General features: G+C 35.9%; 11 protein-coding genes and 5 pseudogenes. 10 read left to right on the top strand and 6 right to left on the bottom strand.

The window, feature by feature from the left end; all coding sequences use genetic code 11:
* The 5 genes and pseudogenes from CHV_RS04080 to CHV_RS04060 form a co-directional block, all read left to right on the top strand.
* Positions 1 to 383, top strand: a pseudogene (locus CHV_RS04080) (transposase); the annotation flags it as partial.
* Positions 384 to 691: 308 nt separating this feature from the next.
* Entirely contained in the window at positions 692 to 2779 is a 2088-nt protein-coding gene (locus CHV_RS04075; RefSeq protein WP_034577534.1) for a peptidase domain-containing ABC transporter, read from the top strand.
* Positions 2743 to 4173 carry an HlyD family type I secretion periplasmic adaptor subunit gene (locus CHV_RS04070; protein WP_051602240.1) on the top strand — a complete coding sequence of 477 codons (1431 nt, stop codon included), beginning with the start codon at positions 2743 to 2745 and terminating at the stop codon, positions 4171 to 4173. The genes CHV_RS04075 and CHV_RS04070 overlap by 37 nt, the downstream gene beginning before the upstream one ends.
* Positions 4170 to 6278, top strand: a complete 2109-nt coding sequence (locus CHV_RS04065) for a type I secretion system permease/ATPase (protein WP_034577532.1) — start codon at positions 4170 to 4172, stop codon at positions 6276 to 6278. Before CHV_RS04070 ends, CHV_RS04065 begins: the two co-directional genes overlap by 4 nt.
* A gap of 166 nt (positions 6279 to 6444) precedes the next feature.
* Positions 6445 to 7320: an IS982 family transposase gene (locus CHV_RS04060; RefSeq protein WP_034577531.1), complete on the top strand. Its 876-nt coding sequence runs from the start codon at positions 6445 to 6447 to the stop codon at positions 7318 to 7320.
* Here CHV_RS04060 and CHV_RS04055 read toward each other — a convergent pair.
* Positions 7312 to 7587 carry a hypothetical protein gene (locus CHV_RS04055; RefSeq protein WP_034577530.1) on the bottom strand — a complete coding sequence of 92 codons (276 nt, stop codon included), beginning with the start codon at positions 7585 to 7587 and terminating at the stop codon, positions 7312 to 7314. The two genes, CHV_RS04060 and CHV_RS04055, sit on opposite strands and share 9 nt — an antisense overlap.
* Positions 7588 to 7683: 96 nt before the next feature.
* On the opposite strand from CHV_RS04055, the pseudogene CHV_RS04050 reads away from it, so the two are divergent.
* Positions 7684 to 9092 (top strand): annotated as a pseudogene (locus CHV_RS04050) (IS5 family transposase).
* 20 nt (positions 9093 to 9112) lie between these two features.
* Here the strand turns inward: CHV_RS04050 and CHV_RS04045 are convergent.
* The 3 genes from CHV_RS04045 to CHV_RS04035 form a co-directional block, all read right to left on the bottom strand.
* Positions 9113 to 10072, bottom strand: coding sequence for a TolC family protein (locus tag CHV_RS04045; RefSeq protein ID WP_191321628.1), 960 nt, complete (start codon positions 10070 to 10072; stop codon positions 9113 to 9115).
* A 121-nt stretch (positions 10073 to 10193) separates the two neighbouring features.
* Complete coding sequence (gene mreB / locus CHV_RS04040; protein WP_034577528.1) at positions 10194 to 11225, bottom strand: rod shape-determining protein; 1032 nt, start codon at positions 11223 to 11225, stop codon at positions 10194 to 10196.
* Between the two features lie 89 nt (positions 11226 to 11314).
* On the bottom strand, positions 11315 to 12091 hold the full coding sequence (locus tag CHV_RS04035; protein ID WP_034577527.1) for a UDP-2,3-diacylglucosamine diphosphatase: 777 nt from the start codon (positions 12089 to 12091) through the stop codon (positions 11315 to 11317).
* Between the two features lie 232 nt (positions 12092 to 12323).
* Here CHV_RS04035 and CHV_RS04030 point away from each other — a divergent pair.
* From CHV_RS04030 to CHV_RS04020, 3 genes and pseudogenes are all read left to right on the top strand, one after another.
* Positions 12324 to 13316 (top strand): annotated as a pseudogene (locus CHV_RS04030) (glycine--tRNA ligase); the annotation flags it as partial.
* A 65-nt stretch (positions 13317 to 13381) separates the two neighbouring features.
* A complete protein-coding gene (locus CHV_RS04025) occupies positions 13382 to 14089 on the top strand; it encodes an IS6-like element ISCca2 family transposase (RefSeq protein WP_034576929.1) in 708 nt (235 codons plus the stop codon).
* Positions 14090 to 14871: 782 nt separating this feature from the next.
* Positions 14872 to 16248, top strand: coding sequence for an ATP-dependent DNA helicase RecG (locus CHV_RS04020; protein WP_034577547.1), 1377 nt, complete (start codon positions 14872 to 14874; stop codon positions 16246 to 16248).
* Between the two features lie 19 nt (positions 16249 to 16267).
* Here CHV_RS04020 and CHV_RS05660 read toward each other — a convergent pair.
* Positions 16268 to 16360, bottom strand: a pseudogene (locus tag CHV_RS05660) (IS982 family transposase); the annotation flags it as partial.
* Between the two features lie 102 nt (positions 16361 to 16462).
* Between CHV_RS05660 and CHV_RS04015 the strand changes: the two are divergent.
* A complete protein-coding gene (locus CHV_RS04015) occupies positions 16463 to 17338 on the top strand; it encodes an IS982-like element ISCca4 family transposase (RefSeq protein WP_034577525.1) in 876 nt (291 codons plus the stop codon).
* 11 nt (positions 17339 to 17349) lie between these two features.
* Here the strand turns inward: CHV_RS04015 and CHV_RS04010 are convergent.
* Positions 17350 to 18147, bottom strand: a pseudogene (locus CHV_RS04010) (IS982-like element ISCca4 family transposase); the annotation flags it as partial.
* Positions 18148 to 18260 lie beyond the last annotated feature (113 nt).

Here is an 18260-nt window from a genome sequence, read left to right as displayed (position 1 = left end):
CACTTACCCCAGGTAGGGTCAAGGATAGATTCCCTGCAAAAAAGTTTATGCAAAAATTTAATCGGTAAAGTATTCTACGGATAAAGGCTATATCAGACAAAGAATTATTTGAAAAACTTATGGAAAAAGGAATAGAGCTCATTACCCATATCAAGAAAAATATGAAAAATGCTTTTATGACATTATGGGATAAATTAATGCTTCGAAAGAGATCCATCATTGAAATCATTATCGATCAGCTTAAAAATATTAGCCAAATAGAACACTCTAGACACAGAAGCATACCTAATTTTATTGTCAATTTAATAGCTGGTATTACTGCTTATGGGCTAAAAGAGAAAAAACCGGCTATAGCTAATATATATATAACTGGTTTACAATAATTCTAATCCAGACTTCAGGTTAGTATAGGCAAACGTTTGGCAGATTAGTTGATTACGCAACGTCTATAATTGATTTTGTATAGCGAGAGGTGTCTTAAATCGGCCTTTTACAAGGCCCTACCAAATTTATTTTTCTTGCATCACTCTAATAAAAAACATACCTTCTATAAACGTGACTTCCATTTATCTTATAAAACTTTCTAAATCAGGAATAGAATTCCCGATAAAGTTTTAAATCCATTAAAACTAATGCAACAGAGCCATATAAATTCAGATGCAACTTATATTCGTTCCAACTAAAGTAGACTATGATAACTGATATCCAGAGCGCATTGGCCTGTAGCCTACTGTTGCTAGAATTGGCAGGTATAAAAGTATGCCAGGATGCAATATCGCTATCCGATCAGTCTATTGATACTAACTTAAAGAAAATCAGTCAAACCTATGGCGTAAAACTAAAGCACAAAAAGCTAAAATATGCCAATCTTTCACCAAAGGATCTACCTATAGCTTTTCTTGCTAAGGATGGTACCTACCGGATACTAGCCAAAATGGACTGCACACAGTGCCTCATACAAAACCCCAACAAATCGCATAGCGAATTGTGGTCTATAGAACAACTGATCAACCATTGGATCGGAAAGGTTATTAGCTTATCTGGTCCCTCCTTAAAATTTAACTGGTCTTGGTTTGTACCCGCATTTTGGCACCACCGTCGCATACTAGCTGAAGTATGCTACTTCTCTTTTATTTTACAATTGCTCGCTTTAATCCTTCCTTTATTTTTTCAAATCGTTATCGATAAAGTTTTAGCTTATAAGACCTATGATACGTTAGCTGTATTAATATTTACGTTACTGATTACAAGTATTATTGAAGTTGTACTGAGGGGATTACGGGAATATCAATATGCCCATACCATGCATCGGATAGATATGTTGCTTGGCGTAAAATTGGTTAAACATTTACTAGGGTTGCCCTTAGTCTACTTTAAAAATCGTCCAATTGGTGCATTGGTAGCACGTGTATGCCAGCTGGATAGCATTCGATCTTTTTTAAGTGGCTCGCTCTTTACTTTGCTGATTGACATCAGCTTTATGAGTGTATTTTTACTAATCATGTGGATGTTATCTTCTAGGTTAACCACTATGGTGGTTGCCTCTATTCCTTTTTATGTACTAATTGCTTGGCGTATGACCAAACCGTTACAAGCTAGATTGGCGACCCAATTCCAATATCATGCAGCGAATACATCGACCTTAACAGAAAGTATAGCGGGTATTGAAACGGTTAAAAGTCTAGCTATAGAACCCCGTTTGGGCCAACGTTGGGAAAATCAAACTAAGGATTTAGTCCAGGCTAGCTACCGTACACAAGTATTATCTTCCTTGTTTCATCATATGGTTCAAGCCATTGGTAAGCTAACCAGCCTATTTATTTTATGGTATGGCGCTAGATCAGTTATTCGTCTTGAACTGACCACTGGTCAATTAATTGCATTTAATATGCTCTACCAAAACTTTTCTGGACCATTGGCTAAAATTGTTGAGTTATGGGGGCAATTTGTACAGGCGCAAGTAGCGGTAGATAAGCTCGGGGATATACTTAATTTGCCTGTTGAGCAAGAAACAACTGGCATACCAGAAAAATTAAAAGGGGCTATTACCTTAGACCAAGTAACCTTTCGCTACCAACCAGGTGGACCACTCGCCTTACAAGGTATTTCATTACAGATTCAGGCTGGTAAGCATATTGGTATCGTAGGTGCATCAGGTTCTGGTAAAAGTACTCTTGCCCGATTGCTATTAAGGCTCTACATACCGGAACAAGGGCAAATATTATTTGATGGCAATAGTCTCCATACCATGGATATACGCTATTTGCGTCAACAAGTAGCCGTAGTGCTCCAAGAAAATTTTTTATTCAATAGAACGGTAAGAGATAATATTGCTTTATCTGCTCCTAATACTTCTTTAGAATCTGTGATTCAGGCCGCTATATTAGCAGGCGCTCATGAATTTATTCTGGCATTACCTATGGGTTACGATACCATATTGGCAGAAGGTGGCAGCTCTCTATCAGGGGGGCAAAGACAGCGGATTGCTATTGCGCGGGCCTTATTAACCGATCCTAAGATATTGATTTTTGATGAAGCAACCAGTGCCTTAGATGACGCATCTCAAGCAGCTATTCAAGCCAATATGGATAGAATTGCCCATCAACGGACGGTCATTACGATTGCCCATCGCTTGTCTACGGTACAGCATTGTGATCGCATCATTGTACTTCAGGAAGGAAAAATTATTGAACAAGGTACACATACAGATTTGTTGGCATCATCTGGTCAATATGCACGCTTATGGAAACTACAAAAAGATTTACAAATAGAATGCTAAAGGCTTTTAGGTCCTTATATAAGCAAAAAATCCAGCAGCCTTGTATTAGTGATCCCGCTGTACAACAGGATCACTATGATTTATATGAATTTTTACCTGCTTATATCCAATCTATGGAACGTCCGCCCTCACCCCATGCCAGGGTAACAGCGATGGTAATCAGTATATTGATATCATTGGGATGCATATGGGCCTATTGGGGTGCATTAGATATCCATGCTACAGCCTATGGTCAGCTTGTCTTACCCAGCCGTTCACAACATATTCAGCCTTATGAATTGAGTAAAGTGGTTAAAATCTTAGTAAAAGAGGGACAGCATGTTCAAGCTGGTGATAAACTATTGGTGCTACATATGATAGGATCTACACAAGAGATTATTCGTTGTCAAGCACAAAAATCTTTTCACACCTTGGCACGGGCACGCTATCAAGCATTACTGAGTGATCAGCCCTTACAGCATCTTTTCCTACCCAAGGGTATAGAAAAAACTATAGCCGACCGAACGAAAGCCCATGTCTTGGGTATTTGGAAAGAACATCAAACTATGTTGCAAAAATTTGATGCAGAATTGGCTACCAATCGATCGGAACAAATAGCCTATCAAACCAGTATCAAATGTTTGCAAAAACTGCTGTGTAATATAGAAAAACGTTTGACATCAAGTCGTAAATTAACGCAATCTAACATGATGGCTAAAATGGAACTTTTAGCGAAGGAAAAGGAAGCATTAGAAACGAAATTATCATTATCTACTAAACAAAAAGAACTAAAAACTTTACAAATAAAAGCAGATACGCTTCGAAAAACCAAAACCAGTTATATTGCACAAAAAAAAAGAGAATGGCATGATCGTTTCAATGAGGCTGCCTCTGCTTTATTAATGGCAGCACAAGAATTGGCTAAAGCGCAAGATCGGGGTCGATTACAAACCTTACAAGCGCCATTAGGTGGTCTAGTGCAACAAGTTGCGGTCCATACCATTGGTGGTATTGTACAAGCCGCGCAAACCTTAATGGTTATCGCGCCAGATAATGCACCCAAACAGGCCACCATTGATATTGCCAATCAACACATAGGATTTGTAGAACCGGGTCAGTTGGTGGCCGTTAAGATTGAATCTTTCCCTTACAGCCGTTATGGCACCATCAATGGAAAAATAATGAGTTTATCACGTGATTCTGTACAAAAAAATGACTATCATGGTCAGAATGAATTGGTTTTTCCAGCTCAAATTGAACTGGAAAAAGACCATATAATGGTCGATGGTAAACCAGTTGTACTCACACCGGGCATGAAGATTACGGCTGAAATTAAAATTGGCAAACGGCGTATAATAGATTATTTGCTTAGCCCAATTAGAAGATATACCTCACAAGCTTGTCGAGAACCATGATGAAAGGAACATATGGCATACCAGCCTTGGTCAGGGCTGTTCAAGCTTTTCAAGTATTGGTAACAGAAGAAACGCTCTACCATAGTTTAGGCCAAGATGGCCAGTTATTAACGGCTATAGATCTATGTAAAGCAGCTAGACAAGTTGGATTACGGGCCAAATGGTATACAAAAGTGCATAAGCATATACAAAATTTACCTTTACCCATACTAATTTGTCTTGATCAGCGATGGAGTGTAATTGAAAAAATTGAACCAGACGGATCCTGTTTGCGTTATGATGTAGCTACCCATCAGCTTCATAAAGAACCTTTACCTAAGATAACCGCTGATACACCCATCGTTTTACTAGCAGAAAAAGCATTAGAACCATCTGATGTGCAATTTGGCATGGATTGGTTTGTGCCCGCGATATTGCGTCATATAAATCAATTCCGTGATGTCTTGGTTTTGTCTTTGGCACTGCAATTGATTGCGTTGGTAACCCCTTTGCTGTTTCAGAATATTATGGATCGCGTACTGGTCAGTAGAGGATTGGCTAGTTTACACGTGCTGGCTATCGCTATCTTGGCCCTTACTATAGCGGAGCCTTGCTATAGCTATTTAAGGAACAAGATATTTACCCATTTATCGAGTAAGATTCATGCGGAACTATCTGCTAAACTGTATAGCCATTTATTAAGCTTACCTTTACGCTATTTTTTAAAGCGACAAACTGGAAAAATTGTAGCACGGGTACGAGAGATGGATCATATTCGCCAGTTTTTAACGGGATCGGCTTTAATGTTGGTTCTGGATATGGTATTTATCTTAATGTTCATAGTGGTAATGTTTGGCTATGCTACAAGATTGGCTTGGTTGGTAGTAGTATCTTTATTATTATATGCTGCATTTTGGTTGATGATTGGCCCTATCCTCCGCTATCGTCTTACCAAATCATATGATGCTAGCGTGTTAGCTACAGCTTATTTAACAGAAACGATAACCGGTATAGAGGTGTTAAAGACTACTGCCACGGAACCAGATTTTCTCAAACGTTGGCAGCAAGTATTGGCTTGTCAGCTACGTGCGGGATTTGTAGCCAAAAAATTATCCATCACTGCTGGTCAAGGCATTAGCTTCATACAAAAACTTACTTCTGTCTGTTTAATATGGATAGGGGTTAAGATGGTACTCAAAGGCGAACTAACCGTTGGCGGATTGATCGCTTTTAATATGCTGGCCAGTCATGTTACCCAACCAATCTTGCGTCTGGCACAAATTTGGCAGGAATTTCAACATACGATGATTACCCTACGCCGTATTGCAGATGTACTGGAAAATGAGTCCGAAACAGGAAGCGAAGGCGTAACAACTATACCCACATTACAGGGGACAATAGCATTTCAACATGTAAATTTTCGCTATCAGGATGGAACACCTGAAGTTTTAAGGGAGCTCTCTTTTACGATACAACCAGGATCATTTATAGGTATTACAGGACCATCTGGGTCGGGTAAAAGTACATTAACCAGATTGTTGCAACGCTTATATAGGCCACAGAGTGGAAAAATTCTAGTAGATGGTATGGATATTGCCATTGTAGATACCCGTGCACTCCGCCGTACCATGGGTGTCGTATTGCAAGAAAATATGTTGTTTGCAGGCTCTATATTGGATAACCTGACGCTGTGTGCCCCTCAAGCTACCCAGATGCAAATCATAGAAGCAGCAAAACTAGCTGGTGCAGATGGTTTTATTAATGCGTTGCCACAAGGATACCAAACTTATATCGGAGAAAGAGGTAGTGGTTTATCTGGTGGGCAACGTCAGCGCATTGCATTGGCTAGAGCTTTGTTGCGTAATCCAACCATTCTGATCCTAGATGAAGCTACAGCTGCTCTTGACTATGCATCTGAAGCGGCTATTATGGCCAATATGGATGCGATCTGTCGGAATCGAACCGTTATTGCCATCGCACATCGCTTAAATACGATTAAATATGCCAATGCTATTTTGGTATTGGATCAAGGTAAAATGGTGGAAGAAGGTACACACCAAACACTATTGCAACAAAAAGGACTCTATGCCAAACTCTGGAATATACAAACCAATGGTACAACCTAAGGCTACTTGTCAAACTTACCCACTAAACGATACAGTGCAAATTCAGCTTGTTTTACCTTAAAAACGTCAGTTTTGGATTAGAAATTAAGAAAAGAGTATAAAAAGCTCCTTTGTGTTTTAAATTTGTGGGATTGAAAAATAATCATAAAAACCAAAGGAGCCGGATATGAATGTATCAAAATTAGTTGAAATATATTACGCTGTTGATGAATTTCTTATAAAATTTATGCCTTATATGGAATCACATTTGTTACCTACTTCAGATAGAAAACCTACTAGAACATGTTCACTGACTTTGAGCGAAATAATGACAATATTAATTGCTTTTCATGTAATTGGCTTTAGAAATTTTAAGTTGTATTATATTCATTTACAACAATTTCATTCTAATGACTTTTGCAAGTTAGTAAGCTATAGTAGATTTATATCCCTAGTTCAAAGAACAGTAGTTCCATTTTACTTTTTTTCTCAAAGTCTTTCTAAAACGAGAACAGGCTGTTATTTTATGGATTCAACCGCTATAAAGGTTTGTAATATAAAAGAGCTTATGCTCATAAAGTATTTAAGACAATTGCTAAGTAAAGGTAAAACTACTACTGGATGGTTTTACGGAATCAAATTAAACTTGATTGTCAATGATTTAGGAGAAATTATGAATTTTTCTCTTACTACAGGTAAGTCCAATGATAGATGGCCAGTAGAAAACTTATGTAAAAATTTGATCGGAAAAGTATTTGCTGATAAAGGCTACTTGAGTAAAGAATTATTTGAAAAACTTATGGGAAAAGGCATAGAACTGATTACTCAAATCAGAAAAAATATGAAAAATGCTTTCATGCCTATCTGGGATAGGCTAATGCTTCGAAAGAGATCTATCATTGAAACCATTATCGATCAGCTTAAAAATATTAGTCAGATAGAACACTCCAGGCATAGAAGTATACCTAATTTTATTGTCAATTTAATAGCTGGTATTACAGCTTATTCACTAAAAGAGAAAAAACCGGCTATAGCTAATATATATACAACTGGTTTACAATAAGTCTAATCCGAAACTCACGTTAAAAGCATAGGTGATTAAATTGATTTCTGATTTTTGGACATCTTCTTCTGCTTCCTGCAATTCGAGTAGCTTAACTTGGTTAAGCTGATAAGCCTTTTCAACAAAAGCTAATTTTTGTTTGCTTACTTTCAATCGTGCTGTCGCTATTGTATGTAACCCTAATGCATGACGATACAGCCACTTTTTATTTGCTAAACGGTCTTCTGCAGAAAGTTTTTCTTTACTTAGTCGGCCCTGAAATACCATATAATTATTTGTTAATCAGCAAATAAATGGTTAAATTTATATATGGTTAATAACCAGTTTTTAGGTTGTTTTGTATAAAAAGCTTGCAAAATAAGGATGAAATCTAAGAAAATAAATAATAGCCTTGAGCGTTTGTTTGAGCAACGCTTATCTAGTTTTCTCAACCCGAAACATCCATTATTCCAGTTATCTGATTCGATTCCTTTTCACTCCTTATCATCAGATTTAGACCGCGGTTTTAGCTATGGACCTGGTCAACCTCCTTTGCCTATTCGTTTAATTATAGGTCTTCTCATTATCAGTCATATGTATAATATTTCTGATGAACAAGTAGTGGTTAGATGGGTAGAAAACCCTTATTGGCAATACTTTTGTGGATATGATTATTTTCAGTTTAAGATGCCTTGTAACCCCCAGTTCATTTTGACCCGTTGGCGCCATAGATTAGGTCAAGAAGGTCTCAATAAGATTTTATCTATGACTATAGACTTAGCGCTAAAAAAAAAAGTACTGACCCGAAAAGAACTTGAAAAAGTTATAGCTGATACTACTGTAATGGAGAAAAATATCCGTTACCCAACTGACTCTTCTTTGCTTAATAAATCCAGAGAAAAATTGGTCAGTATAGCCAAGAAAACAGGTATTAAACTGCGTCAAACTTATCAGCGTTTAGGTCTATCTATCAAACGTAAAGTTGATTGCTATGCTCATGCTAAACAGTATAAACGTTATCTAAAGGCAATTAAAACATTAAAAACCTATCTTGGTAGAGTAGTCAGAGATGTAGAACGTTCTATACAATCCTCTGATGATCTAATACGGAATCAATTTACCAATCTACTATCTATAAGTAAAAAACTTATAAACCAATACAAAAAAAGTAAAGATAAAATTTATAGCATCCATGAACCATCCGTCTACTGTGTAAGTAAAGGTAAGTCTAAACATCCTTATGAGTTTGGTTGCAAGGTACAATTTACAGTAACGCATAAAAAAGGTTTAATTGTTTCAACAGAAGCAATACATCCTAATGCTTACGATGGCCATACTTTGCAGAAGAGTTTATTACAAGCCGAGCAATTATCTGGTACCAAAGTAAAGTATGCTTTTGTAGATAAAGCCTACCGGGGTAATAATATACCTGTTAGTGAATGTAATATATTTATAAGTGGTTCTAAAAGGGGAATAACGCCTGCTACTAAAAAAAGCTATAAAAGAAGATCTTCTATTGAACCGCATATTGGTCATATGAAATCCGATGGTAAATTATCTGTTAACTATTTGAAAGGTATTCTAGGAGATAAACTTAACGTTATTTTATGTGCTATTGCTCATAACCTACGACTGATTACAAGAAAGTTATTCTTAACACACTCACAATCACATAAATTAAAACCTATATAATTAAAATTCTTAATCCAAAACCAGTTATACCTATATCTTGGGTAGGAAAAATAGAGCGCCTGCTAAACCATAAATATTGTAAAAAAAGATCCATTCAATAAATTTATTCAAAAATAATATTTCAGGGCCGACTACTTAATTTGAATGTTTCGTTGTTTAAGCCTAGTCTTGCTTTTTTAATTGCTGCAGGCATCAGTAGCAAACCACCTAAGTCAATACTAACCCCAATATTCACTAACCCCTTAGAGGGATGAATGAGCCACTTCTTATCTTGTAAATTATATATGTAACGATTAGCTGAGAAATCACTTGATAGGCTCAAACAAGAAAGGAGATAAGACTTGGCTCTAGTAAGCTCAGTAGCAGCTATGGCTACTTTTTTCGCTTGTATAGCCGCTTCTAGGTCCACTACTTTTTCCGGCGTAACCCCATCCATATCCCACATGGGTTCAACAGGAATCGTAGATTGTACTAGTATTGCTTCATTTAATGGCCTACCCAGTGTTAAATTTAGGTTCCGGCGCTTTTCTTTAAGGACTTCTTGCTCCTCTAATAGGGCTAAATTTGCCTCTTTTAGTGCCAAGTCAGCATTTAAATAATTTATTTTAGAGACCAAACCCAATCTAAGTTTTTTTTCTTCTATTTTTAACCGAGAGGCAGCAACTTTAGTAAAGGTATTAGATAGCTCGCATTTCTTTTGGGCCAATGCAAGTTCATAATAAGAGGCAACCACTTTTTGTAGCGTGTCGGATATGGTTTTTGTCGCCATTAAATGGTTGACCAGATTATGTTGGTTGTTTATTTTGGTTTCGAATATTTTATCAAAGACTGATCTGGATTCCCATGTCAATCTAAAAAATGGATCTGATCGAAAATCAAGTGCTTTAGCGCCTTTTCCCCATTCATTATGTTGCGCAACCATAAAGGTCGCTTTAGGAAGCCATATGTGTAGATTCGAAATCTTATTCGACAACAAAGATCCTTTTTTAGTGGTTTGAGCAATCAGAATATCAAAATTCTCTTTTGAAGCAGCTGATAGTACTTCCTCGAATGTCATAGGTTGAACCGTAGCATCGGCCATGCCATGGGGTAAAAATGTTATACTACATATTATCCAAAAACATGCAAATATTTTTTTGACAAACCACATTCTTTAGTAAAAGGTATATGAGGCCATTTAGAGCGAGGGATCCCACGGGCCACTAATTCATCAGTATACTGCGATAGGTTTCTATATTTTTTAAAGCAATGCCAGTACCACGCACTACGGCTTGTAAAGGCTCCTCTGCAACATGGACAGGCAGTTTCGTTATATTATGCAATCGTTTATCTAAACCGCGTAATAAGGCGCCACCCCCTGTTAAGTGGATACCATTCTTGTATATATCAGAAGCCAATTCAGGTGGCGCCATTTCCAATGCCTTTAGGACCGCATCGTCAATTTTTACAGCCGACTCTTCTAAGGCAACCGCTATTTCTCTGTAGCTTACCGATATAATCTTGGGAATACCGGTCATAAGGTCTTTGCCATGTACTGGGTAATCAGCTGGTGGTTCTAATAAATCCGTCCACACTGCTCCAACAGCTATTTTAATTTGTTCTGCTGTACGCTCCCCAATCACTAGATTATGCTGCTTGCGCATGTAGTCCAGTATATCCTTATTAAAAGCATTACCTGCTACTTTAATAGATTGATCACAGGCAATTCCAGATAAAGATATAACAGCTATTTCTGTTGTGCCACCACCAATGTCCACAATCATACAGCCAACAGGCTCTCCAATGTTTACGCCTATGCCTATCGCTGCTGCAATAGGCTCATAAACCATATATACCTCTTTGGCACCTGTATGAGCAGCAGAGTCTCGAACCGCCCGTTTTTCCACATCAGTGGTACCAGATGGAATACAAATGATGATTCTATTAAAGAATGGGGTAAAAAAAGCTAATTTTCTTTTAGACAACATTTTGATCATACCTTGAATCATAAGCTCTGCTGCATGGTAATCTGCAATTACGCCATCTCTAAGGGGTTTAATAGTCTTTATCGTATCATGTGTCTTTTCATGCATTTGCATAGCCGCCTTCCCCACTGCGATCATCTTATTGGTATTCCTATCTATTGCTATAATAGAGGGTTCATCTACAACGATTTTATCGTTGTGTATAATTAAAGTATTAGCTGTTCCTAGATCGACAGCGATATCTATGTAAAAATATTTCAAAATTCCCATATACTTATACCCAACAGGTTAATGCGTTTGTATCCATTAAAAATTTTTAGAAGCATCTATTCAACGCTTATAGCCTAAGGGTTATAGGGTTAAAATTTATGCAATGAAAGCGCTACGCCATCAAAACAAGCATAGGTATCATGCGAAACCCAATCTCCCAAATTACAATAGCTGCTTGAATCGTTTAACGCCTTTATGTATGGACAATGTGTATGGCCAAATATATAAAATTCGTGGTGATCAAAAGGTTCTATCTGATCCTTACAATACTGAAATATAGGGTCCTTTTCTGCGAAAGCAGAAGGCGGATCATACTTATCTTTGCAATAGGGCAATCTACCTTTTTTTTTTGTAAAATACCAATCTATGGTGCCGTATAGCCAATCAGCTGGTAGCATCCGCATAAAAAATTGCAGCCAGCCACTGTGATATAATTTGTGAAATAGCTTATAACGTGTAGTAGGGTTAATCGTATCACCATGGCCAACTAAAAATCGCTTATTAGCGAGCGTAATGGATGCTGGTTTCCTAAACAATTGTACCCCACATTCTTGTGTGAGGTAATCTATAGACCAACCATCATGATTCCCTAAAAAAAAATAGACAGGTATGCCTGCGCTATAAAATGCGTAAAGTGTTGCTTGAAATCGAATGGCCCCTTTGGGCACAAGATATTTATATTCAAACCAAAAATCAAAGATATCCCCTAGTAAAAATAATGCTTGTGTTTGTGGCTTAATATGGTGTAGCCAATCTATTATTTTATCCTCTAATGTAGCAGGACGATTTGTACCACTGGGCCGAAGTGGTAAATGTACATCGGATATAAAAAAAATTTTTTTCTTTATTTTGGGTATTTGTATCAAAGCGATAAGTTAATAAAATCGTATCCTTAAGAGCAGAAATGTCCAAATGTTACTTTAGATGAAATGGTGGTATAGCCACCCAAATAAATGTTATGTTTTTAGGTAGCAATATAAGGCAGCTCTTTAATTTAATAAAAAAATCATTAGCTTTGCAATTACCCAACCCATCCCGATTTTCGTTGTATAAGCTTAGAAAATTTATACCACTTTACATCTTAAACTAAAGAGATAGATGTCTACTATAGATAGTGCTTTAAACCATTCTAATCATACCTTTAAAGAATTGATTGCGCATGCACAAGCTTATGGATTTATTTACCCGTCTAGTGAAATTTATGAGGGCTTACAGTCCATTTATGATTACGGTCCTTATGGCGTGGCATTAAAACGGAATCTACAAAACTTTTGGTGGAAAAGTATGACCCAATGGCATCAAAATATTGTAGGGATTGATGCAGCCATTATGATGCATCCTACTACTTGGAAAGCCTCTGGTCATATAGATGGTTTTACAGATCCAATGGTAGACAATAAAGATTCGCAAAAGCGTTACCGTGTAGATCTACTGATAGAGGAACATGCTGCGCAATTGGTCGCCCAAGGAAAGTCAGCTCAAGCAAAAGTCCTCATCGAGCAGATGGAAGGCTGTTTACAAACTGGTGACCTATCTGGATTAGATCAACTGCTGCAAGCCTTTACCATTGTATGCCCCCTATCTAAGACCACCCATTGGACCCCTGTACGTCAATTTAATCTTATGTTTGCTACGCAAATGGGTGCACAAAATGACGGTACAACCATCTATTTACGGCCAGAAACGGCGCAAGGTATTTTTGTAAACTTTTTGAATGTTCAAAAAACAGCGCGGATGAAAATTCCGTTCGGCATTGCCCAAATAGGTAAAGCCTTTCGAAATGAAATTATAGCCCGTCAATTTACTTTCCGTATGCGTGAGTTTGAGCAAATGGAAATGCAGTTTTTTATCCAACCTGGAACAGAAAAAAAATGGTTTGACTATTGGCAAGAAGCCCGTAAACATTGGTATGACAGCCTGGGTATTGACCCGCAAAAGATCCATATACACCCCCATAAGCAACTGGCCCATTATGCAGCCGCTGCAGTGGACATTGAATATGGCTTCCCATTTGGCTTTAAAGAGGTAGAGGGCATTCACTCTAGAACAGACTTTGACCTAAAGAGTCATGCATACTATGCTAAAAAGAAAGGTTCTGTCGCATGTGTGTAAAGAAAGCCTTAAATTTAGATTTTTAGTTTAAAACTTTAGTTTAGATGTTTAGTATTACGCCTCGATTATTGCCATATTTTAAAGGATTTTGTTCATCCCCGGAGTTAATTCTTTTATTTGTGTACATGAAATGTCGTTTTTCGTTAAGCTATAGAGATCTGGAAGAGATGATGCATATCAGAGGCGCAAAGATTGATCATTCCACTTTACAAAGATGGGTTATTAAGTTTGTTCCCCTCATAGATCAAGAAGTAAGAAGACGAAAACGCCCAGTTAGTAGTAGTTGGAGAATGGATGAAACTTACGTAAAGATGAATGGTAAGTGGATCTATTTATATAGAGCAGTAGATCGTTATGGAGATACAGTTGACTTTTTTCTAAGTGAAAGTAGAGACAAGTCTGCAGCTCTTTATTTTTTTCGTAAGGCTATCAGCTGTAATAATATTCCTTCTAAAGTGGTAGTTGATAAAAGCGGTAGTAATAAGGCTGCGCTTGATGCTTTAAATACAGAACTAGATCAAGATCATAAAATTCCAATATTTCAAAACAAATACCTGAATAATAGAGTCGAGCAAGACCACAGGTTTATCAAAAAACGGATAAAGACTATGCTAGGGTTTAAGAATTTCCATGCTGCTGCCATTACTATAAAAGGGATAGAAAATATTAGAATCATTCAAAAAGGACAATTAATCGGAACTAAAAAACAGAATTCTACTTTTGAAAACTTTTCCAAGATTATGGCCGCATAATATCCAATTTTTAAGACAAACCGGAGAACTAGGAAAAATTCAATGTAGATGCGACAGATCCATAATCATATCATATATTTATTTTTTAAGTCACAAAAGTCACAAGAGATACATAAAAAATAGTTTCTATGTTAAACTTTATAAATTGATTATCAACGTTAATTATGAATTAGCTAAACTTTTTGTATTAATAACTTTATTATAAAAAATATAGTAAAATGCATTTATACTTATTTATTGATTAAAGAAATAAAAGTTTGATAATCAGTATTTTAAAAATACTTTTTAATTCGAGAATCACGCTATCAATACAAAAGTATATAAGCCAAAGCTTAGGTAAAACAAACATAAAAAAGTTGTTTATAATGGATTTATATTTTAATATAGTGTCTAAAATAGATCTATTTACTTGGTATCCAATTAATTATATACTAAATACGGAACATATGCCAATTGATAAAAATTGAGTTATTGACATTGATTTTAAAAACTTTTCAAGTTACCACCTAGAGTAAACGCACAGATCCGTCTTAAGACCAAATAGAAAGTGGATAAGTCGATCGTTTTAATAAAAAATTATACACAATCTTCCTTTTAAGATATGTTCTCCACATATCCACTAGATAGTAAAGACTTATATTCTTTTTTTAAATCAAATTATTTATAATGCTCCTGGGGTGGATGGGGATAAATATGAAAGTGTAAGGGGTAGGTGCTACTGTGCGCTGAATAGCAGTATAATGGTTTAATCGATTAAGACAATCTAGAAAATAGGGGTACCCATGGATAATTTTTTCTCAAGAGATATAACTTTACTTACAGGACTAGATAAAGCCCGTCTCCTTAAAGATGAACTGAATATACATACCTATGAAGATCTTTTAAAACACTATCCATTTCGATACGAAGATAGAAGCCGTCTTGTTACAATTATATCCTTAACGCCTACTACTTCCAGTGTACAACTGCAGGGATACGTTACCAAATTGGAAAAGATTGATAAAGGAAAAAAGAAACTGGTGGCACAGTTTAAAGACCAAACTGGACAACTACAATTGGTGTGGTTCCATAACTTTTCTTGGATTATAAAAAAAATTAGACCAAATGTATTGTACCGTATCTGGGGTAAACCTATTTTTCTACCACAAGGTCCCATACAAATAATGCATCCAGAAGTTTGTTTTATAGAGGCTTATCAAAAAAAAAAAGATAACTTATTGCCTTTGTATCATGCTACAGAAAAACTAAAGCGGCATCAGCTAGATACAAAGGGAATTGCGTGTTTGCAAAAAAAGCTGTTGGGCCAGCTCTGTACAACGATAGAAGAAACCTTACCGAACTATTTATTAAGACGCTATCAACTATTTTCTTTAAAAGAAGCCTTTCAAAATATTCATTTCCCTAATGACGAATCGGTGCTAAGACAGGCGCGAAGGCGGCTTAAGTTTGAGGAATTATTCTATATTCAATTAAAGTTGCTCAAGCAAAAACAGATTTATTCTACCAAACAAAATGGTAAAGTTTTTAATGACTTGTCACTGTTCAACGCGTTTTACCACCACCATTTACCCTTTCATTTGACCGATGGCCAAAAGCAGGCCATTAAGGAGATTTATCGCGACATACGTTCTGGAAAGCAGATGAACAGACTTTTACAGGGTGATGTGGGAAGCGGCAAAACGATAGTTGCTTTTTTGGCCATGTTAATGGTGGTGAGCAGCAAAGTACAGGTGGCGGTTATGGCGCCTACTGAGATCTTAGCTCATCAGCATTTTGAACGTTTTCGTGTTTTTGCGCAACATTTAAATTTGAATATTGCCTTACTGACAGGAAGTACCAAAAAAAAAGAAAGAGAACATACTTTATACCGGCTGAAGGTAGGTTTACTTCCTATTGTGGTAGGTACCCATGCGTTACTTAGTGATGCAGTTGTTTTTAATGAACTGGGCTTTTTTATAATAGATGAACAACACCGTTTTGGTGTCGCACAACGTGCTGGCCTTTTAATTAAAAATCAAGTTTATGCGCCGCATATACTGATTATGACAGCTACGCCTATTCCAAGGACTTTGGCCATGACCTTTTATGGTGATTTGGATCTTTCCACTATTTATGAATTGCCTTCAGGGAGGAAACCTATTAAGACGCAACACTACTAACGTCAGTTTCGGATTAGACTTATTGTAAACCAGTTGTATATATATTAGCTATAGCCGGTTTTTTCTCTTTTAGTGAATAAGCTGTAATACCAGCTATTAAATTGACAATAAACGTCAGTTTTGGATTAGAAATTAAGAAAAGAGTATAAAAAGCTCCTTTGTGTTTTAAATTTGTGGGATTGAAAAATAATCATAAAAACCAAAGGAGCCGGATATGAATGTATCAAAATTAGTTGAAATATATTACGCTGTTGATGAATTTCTTATAAAATTTATGCCTTATATGGAATCACATTTGTTACCTACTTCAGATAGAAAACCTACTAGAACATGTTCACTGACTTTGAGCGAAATAATGACAATATTAATTGCTTTTCATGTAATTGGCTTTAGAAATTTTAAGTTGTATTATATTCATTTACAACAATTTCATTCTAATGACTTTTGCAAGTTAGTAAGCTATAGTAGATTTATATCCCTAGTTCAAAGAACAGTAGTTCCATTTTACTTTTTTTCTCAAAGTCTTTCTAAAACGAGAACAGGCTGTTATTTTATGGATTCAACCGCTATAAAGGTTTGTAATATAAAAAGAGCTTATGCTCATAAAGTATTTAAGACAATTGCTAGTAAAGGTAAAACTACTACTGGATGGTTTTACGGAATCAAATTAAACTTGATTGTCAATGATTTAGGAGAAATTATGAATTTTTCTCTTACTACAGGTAAGTCCAATGATAGATGGCCAGTAGAAAACTTATGTAAAAATTTGATCGGAAAAGTATTTGCTGATAAAGGCTACTTGAGTAAAGAATTATTTGAAAAACTTATGGGAAAAGGCATAGAACTGATTACTCAAATCAGAAAAAATATGAAAAATGCTTTCATGCCTATCTGGGATAAGCTAATGCTTCGAAAGAGATCTATCATTGAAACCATTATCGATCAGCTTAAAAATATTAGTCAGATAGAACACTCCAGGCATAGAAGTATACCTAATTTTATTGTCAATTTAATAGCTGGTATTACAGCTTATTCACTAAAAGAGAAAAAACCGGCTATAGCTAATATATATACAACTGGTTTACAATAAGTCTAATCCGAAACTGACGTAATAAAATTAGGTATACTTCTATGCCTGGAGTGTTCTATCTGACTAATATTTTTAAGCTGATCGATAATGGTTTCAATGATAGATCTCTTTCGAAGCATTAGCTTATCCCAGATAGGCATGAAAGCATTTTTCATATTTTTTCTGATTTGAGTAATCAGTTCTATGCCTTTTCCCATAAGTTTTTCAAATAATTCTTTACTCAAGTAGCCTTTATCAGCAAATACTTTTCCGATCAAATTTTTACATAAGTTTTCTACTGGCCATCTATCATTGGACTTACCTGTAGTAAGAGAAAAATTCATAATTTCTCCTAAATCATTGACAATCAAGTTTAATTTGATTCCGTAAAACCATCCAGTAGTAGTTTTACCTTTACTAGCAATTGTCTTAAATACTTTATGAGCATAAGCTCTTTTTATATTACAAACCTTTATAGCGGTTGAATCCATAAAATAACAGCCTGTTCTCGTTTTAGAAAGACTTTGAGAAAAAAAGTAAAATGGAACTACTGTTCTTTGAACTAGGGATATAAATCTACTATAGCTTACTAACTTGCAAAAGTCATTAGAATGAAATTGTTGTAAATGAATATAATACAACTTAAAATTTCTAAAGCCAATTACATGAAAAGCAATTAATATTGTCATTATTTCGCTCAAAGTCAGTGAACATGTTCTAGTAGGTTTTCTATCTGAAGTAGGTAACAAATGTGATTCCATATAAGGCATAAATTTTATAAGAAATTCATCAACAGCGTAATATATTTCAACTAATTTTGATACATTCATATCCGGCTCCTTTGGTTTTTATGATTATTTTTCAATCCCACAAATTTAAAACACAAAGGAGCTTTTTATACTCTTTTCTTAATTTCTAATCCAAAACTGACGTTACTATGAAA

It is taken from the genome of Cardinium endosymbiont cBtQ1 of Bemisia tabaci (assembly GCF_000689375.1).
Classification (GTDB): Bacteria; Bacteroidota; Bacteroidia; order Cytophagales; family Amoebophilaceae; genus Cardinium.
The sequence above is the reverse complement of the archived record's forward strand: the minus strand, read 5'-3'. Positions and strand labels throughout refer to the sequence as shown.

Coding starts and splice junctions, on each gene's coding strand:
- CHV_RS04065 (WP_034577532.1), top strand. CDS start 4,170: ATGATGAAAGGAACATATGGCATACCAGCCTTGGTCAGGGCTGTTCAA.
- CHV_RS04045 (WP_191321628.1), bottom strand. CDS start 10,072: ATGGCCGATGCTACGGTTCAACCTATGACATTCGAGGAAGTACTATCA.
- CHV_RS04015 (WP_034577525.1), top strand. CDS start 16,463: ATGAATGTATCAAAATTAGTTGAAATATATTACGCTGTTGATGAATTT.
- mreB (WP_034577528.1), bottom strand. CDS start 11,225: ATGGGAATTTTGAAATATTTTTACATAGATATCGCTGTCGATCTAGGA.
- CHV_RS04070 (WP_051602240.1), top strand. CDS start 2,743: ATGGAAACTACAAAAAGATTTACAAATAGAATGCTAAAGGCTTTTAGG.
- CHV_RS04025 (WP_034576929.1), top strand. CDS start 13,382: ATGTTTAGTATTACGCCTCGATTATTGCCATATTTTAAAGGATTTTGT.
- CHV_RS04055 (WP_034577530.1), bottom strand. CDS start 7,587: ATGGTATTTCAGGGCCGACTAAGTAAAGAAAAACTTTCTGCAGAAGAC.
- CHV_RS04060 (WP_034577531.1), top strand. CDS start 6,445: ATGAATGTATCAAAATTAGTTGAAATATATTACGCTGTTGATGAATTT.
- CHV_RS04075 (WP_034577534.1), top strand. CDS start 692: ATGATAACTGATATCCAGAGCGCATTGGCCTGTAGCCTACTGTTGCTA.
- CHV_RS04020 (WP_034577547.1), top strand. CDS start 14,872: ATGGATAATTTTTTCTCAAGAGATATAACTTTACTTACAGGACTAGAT.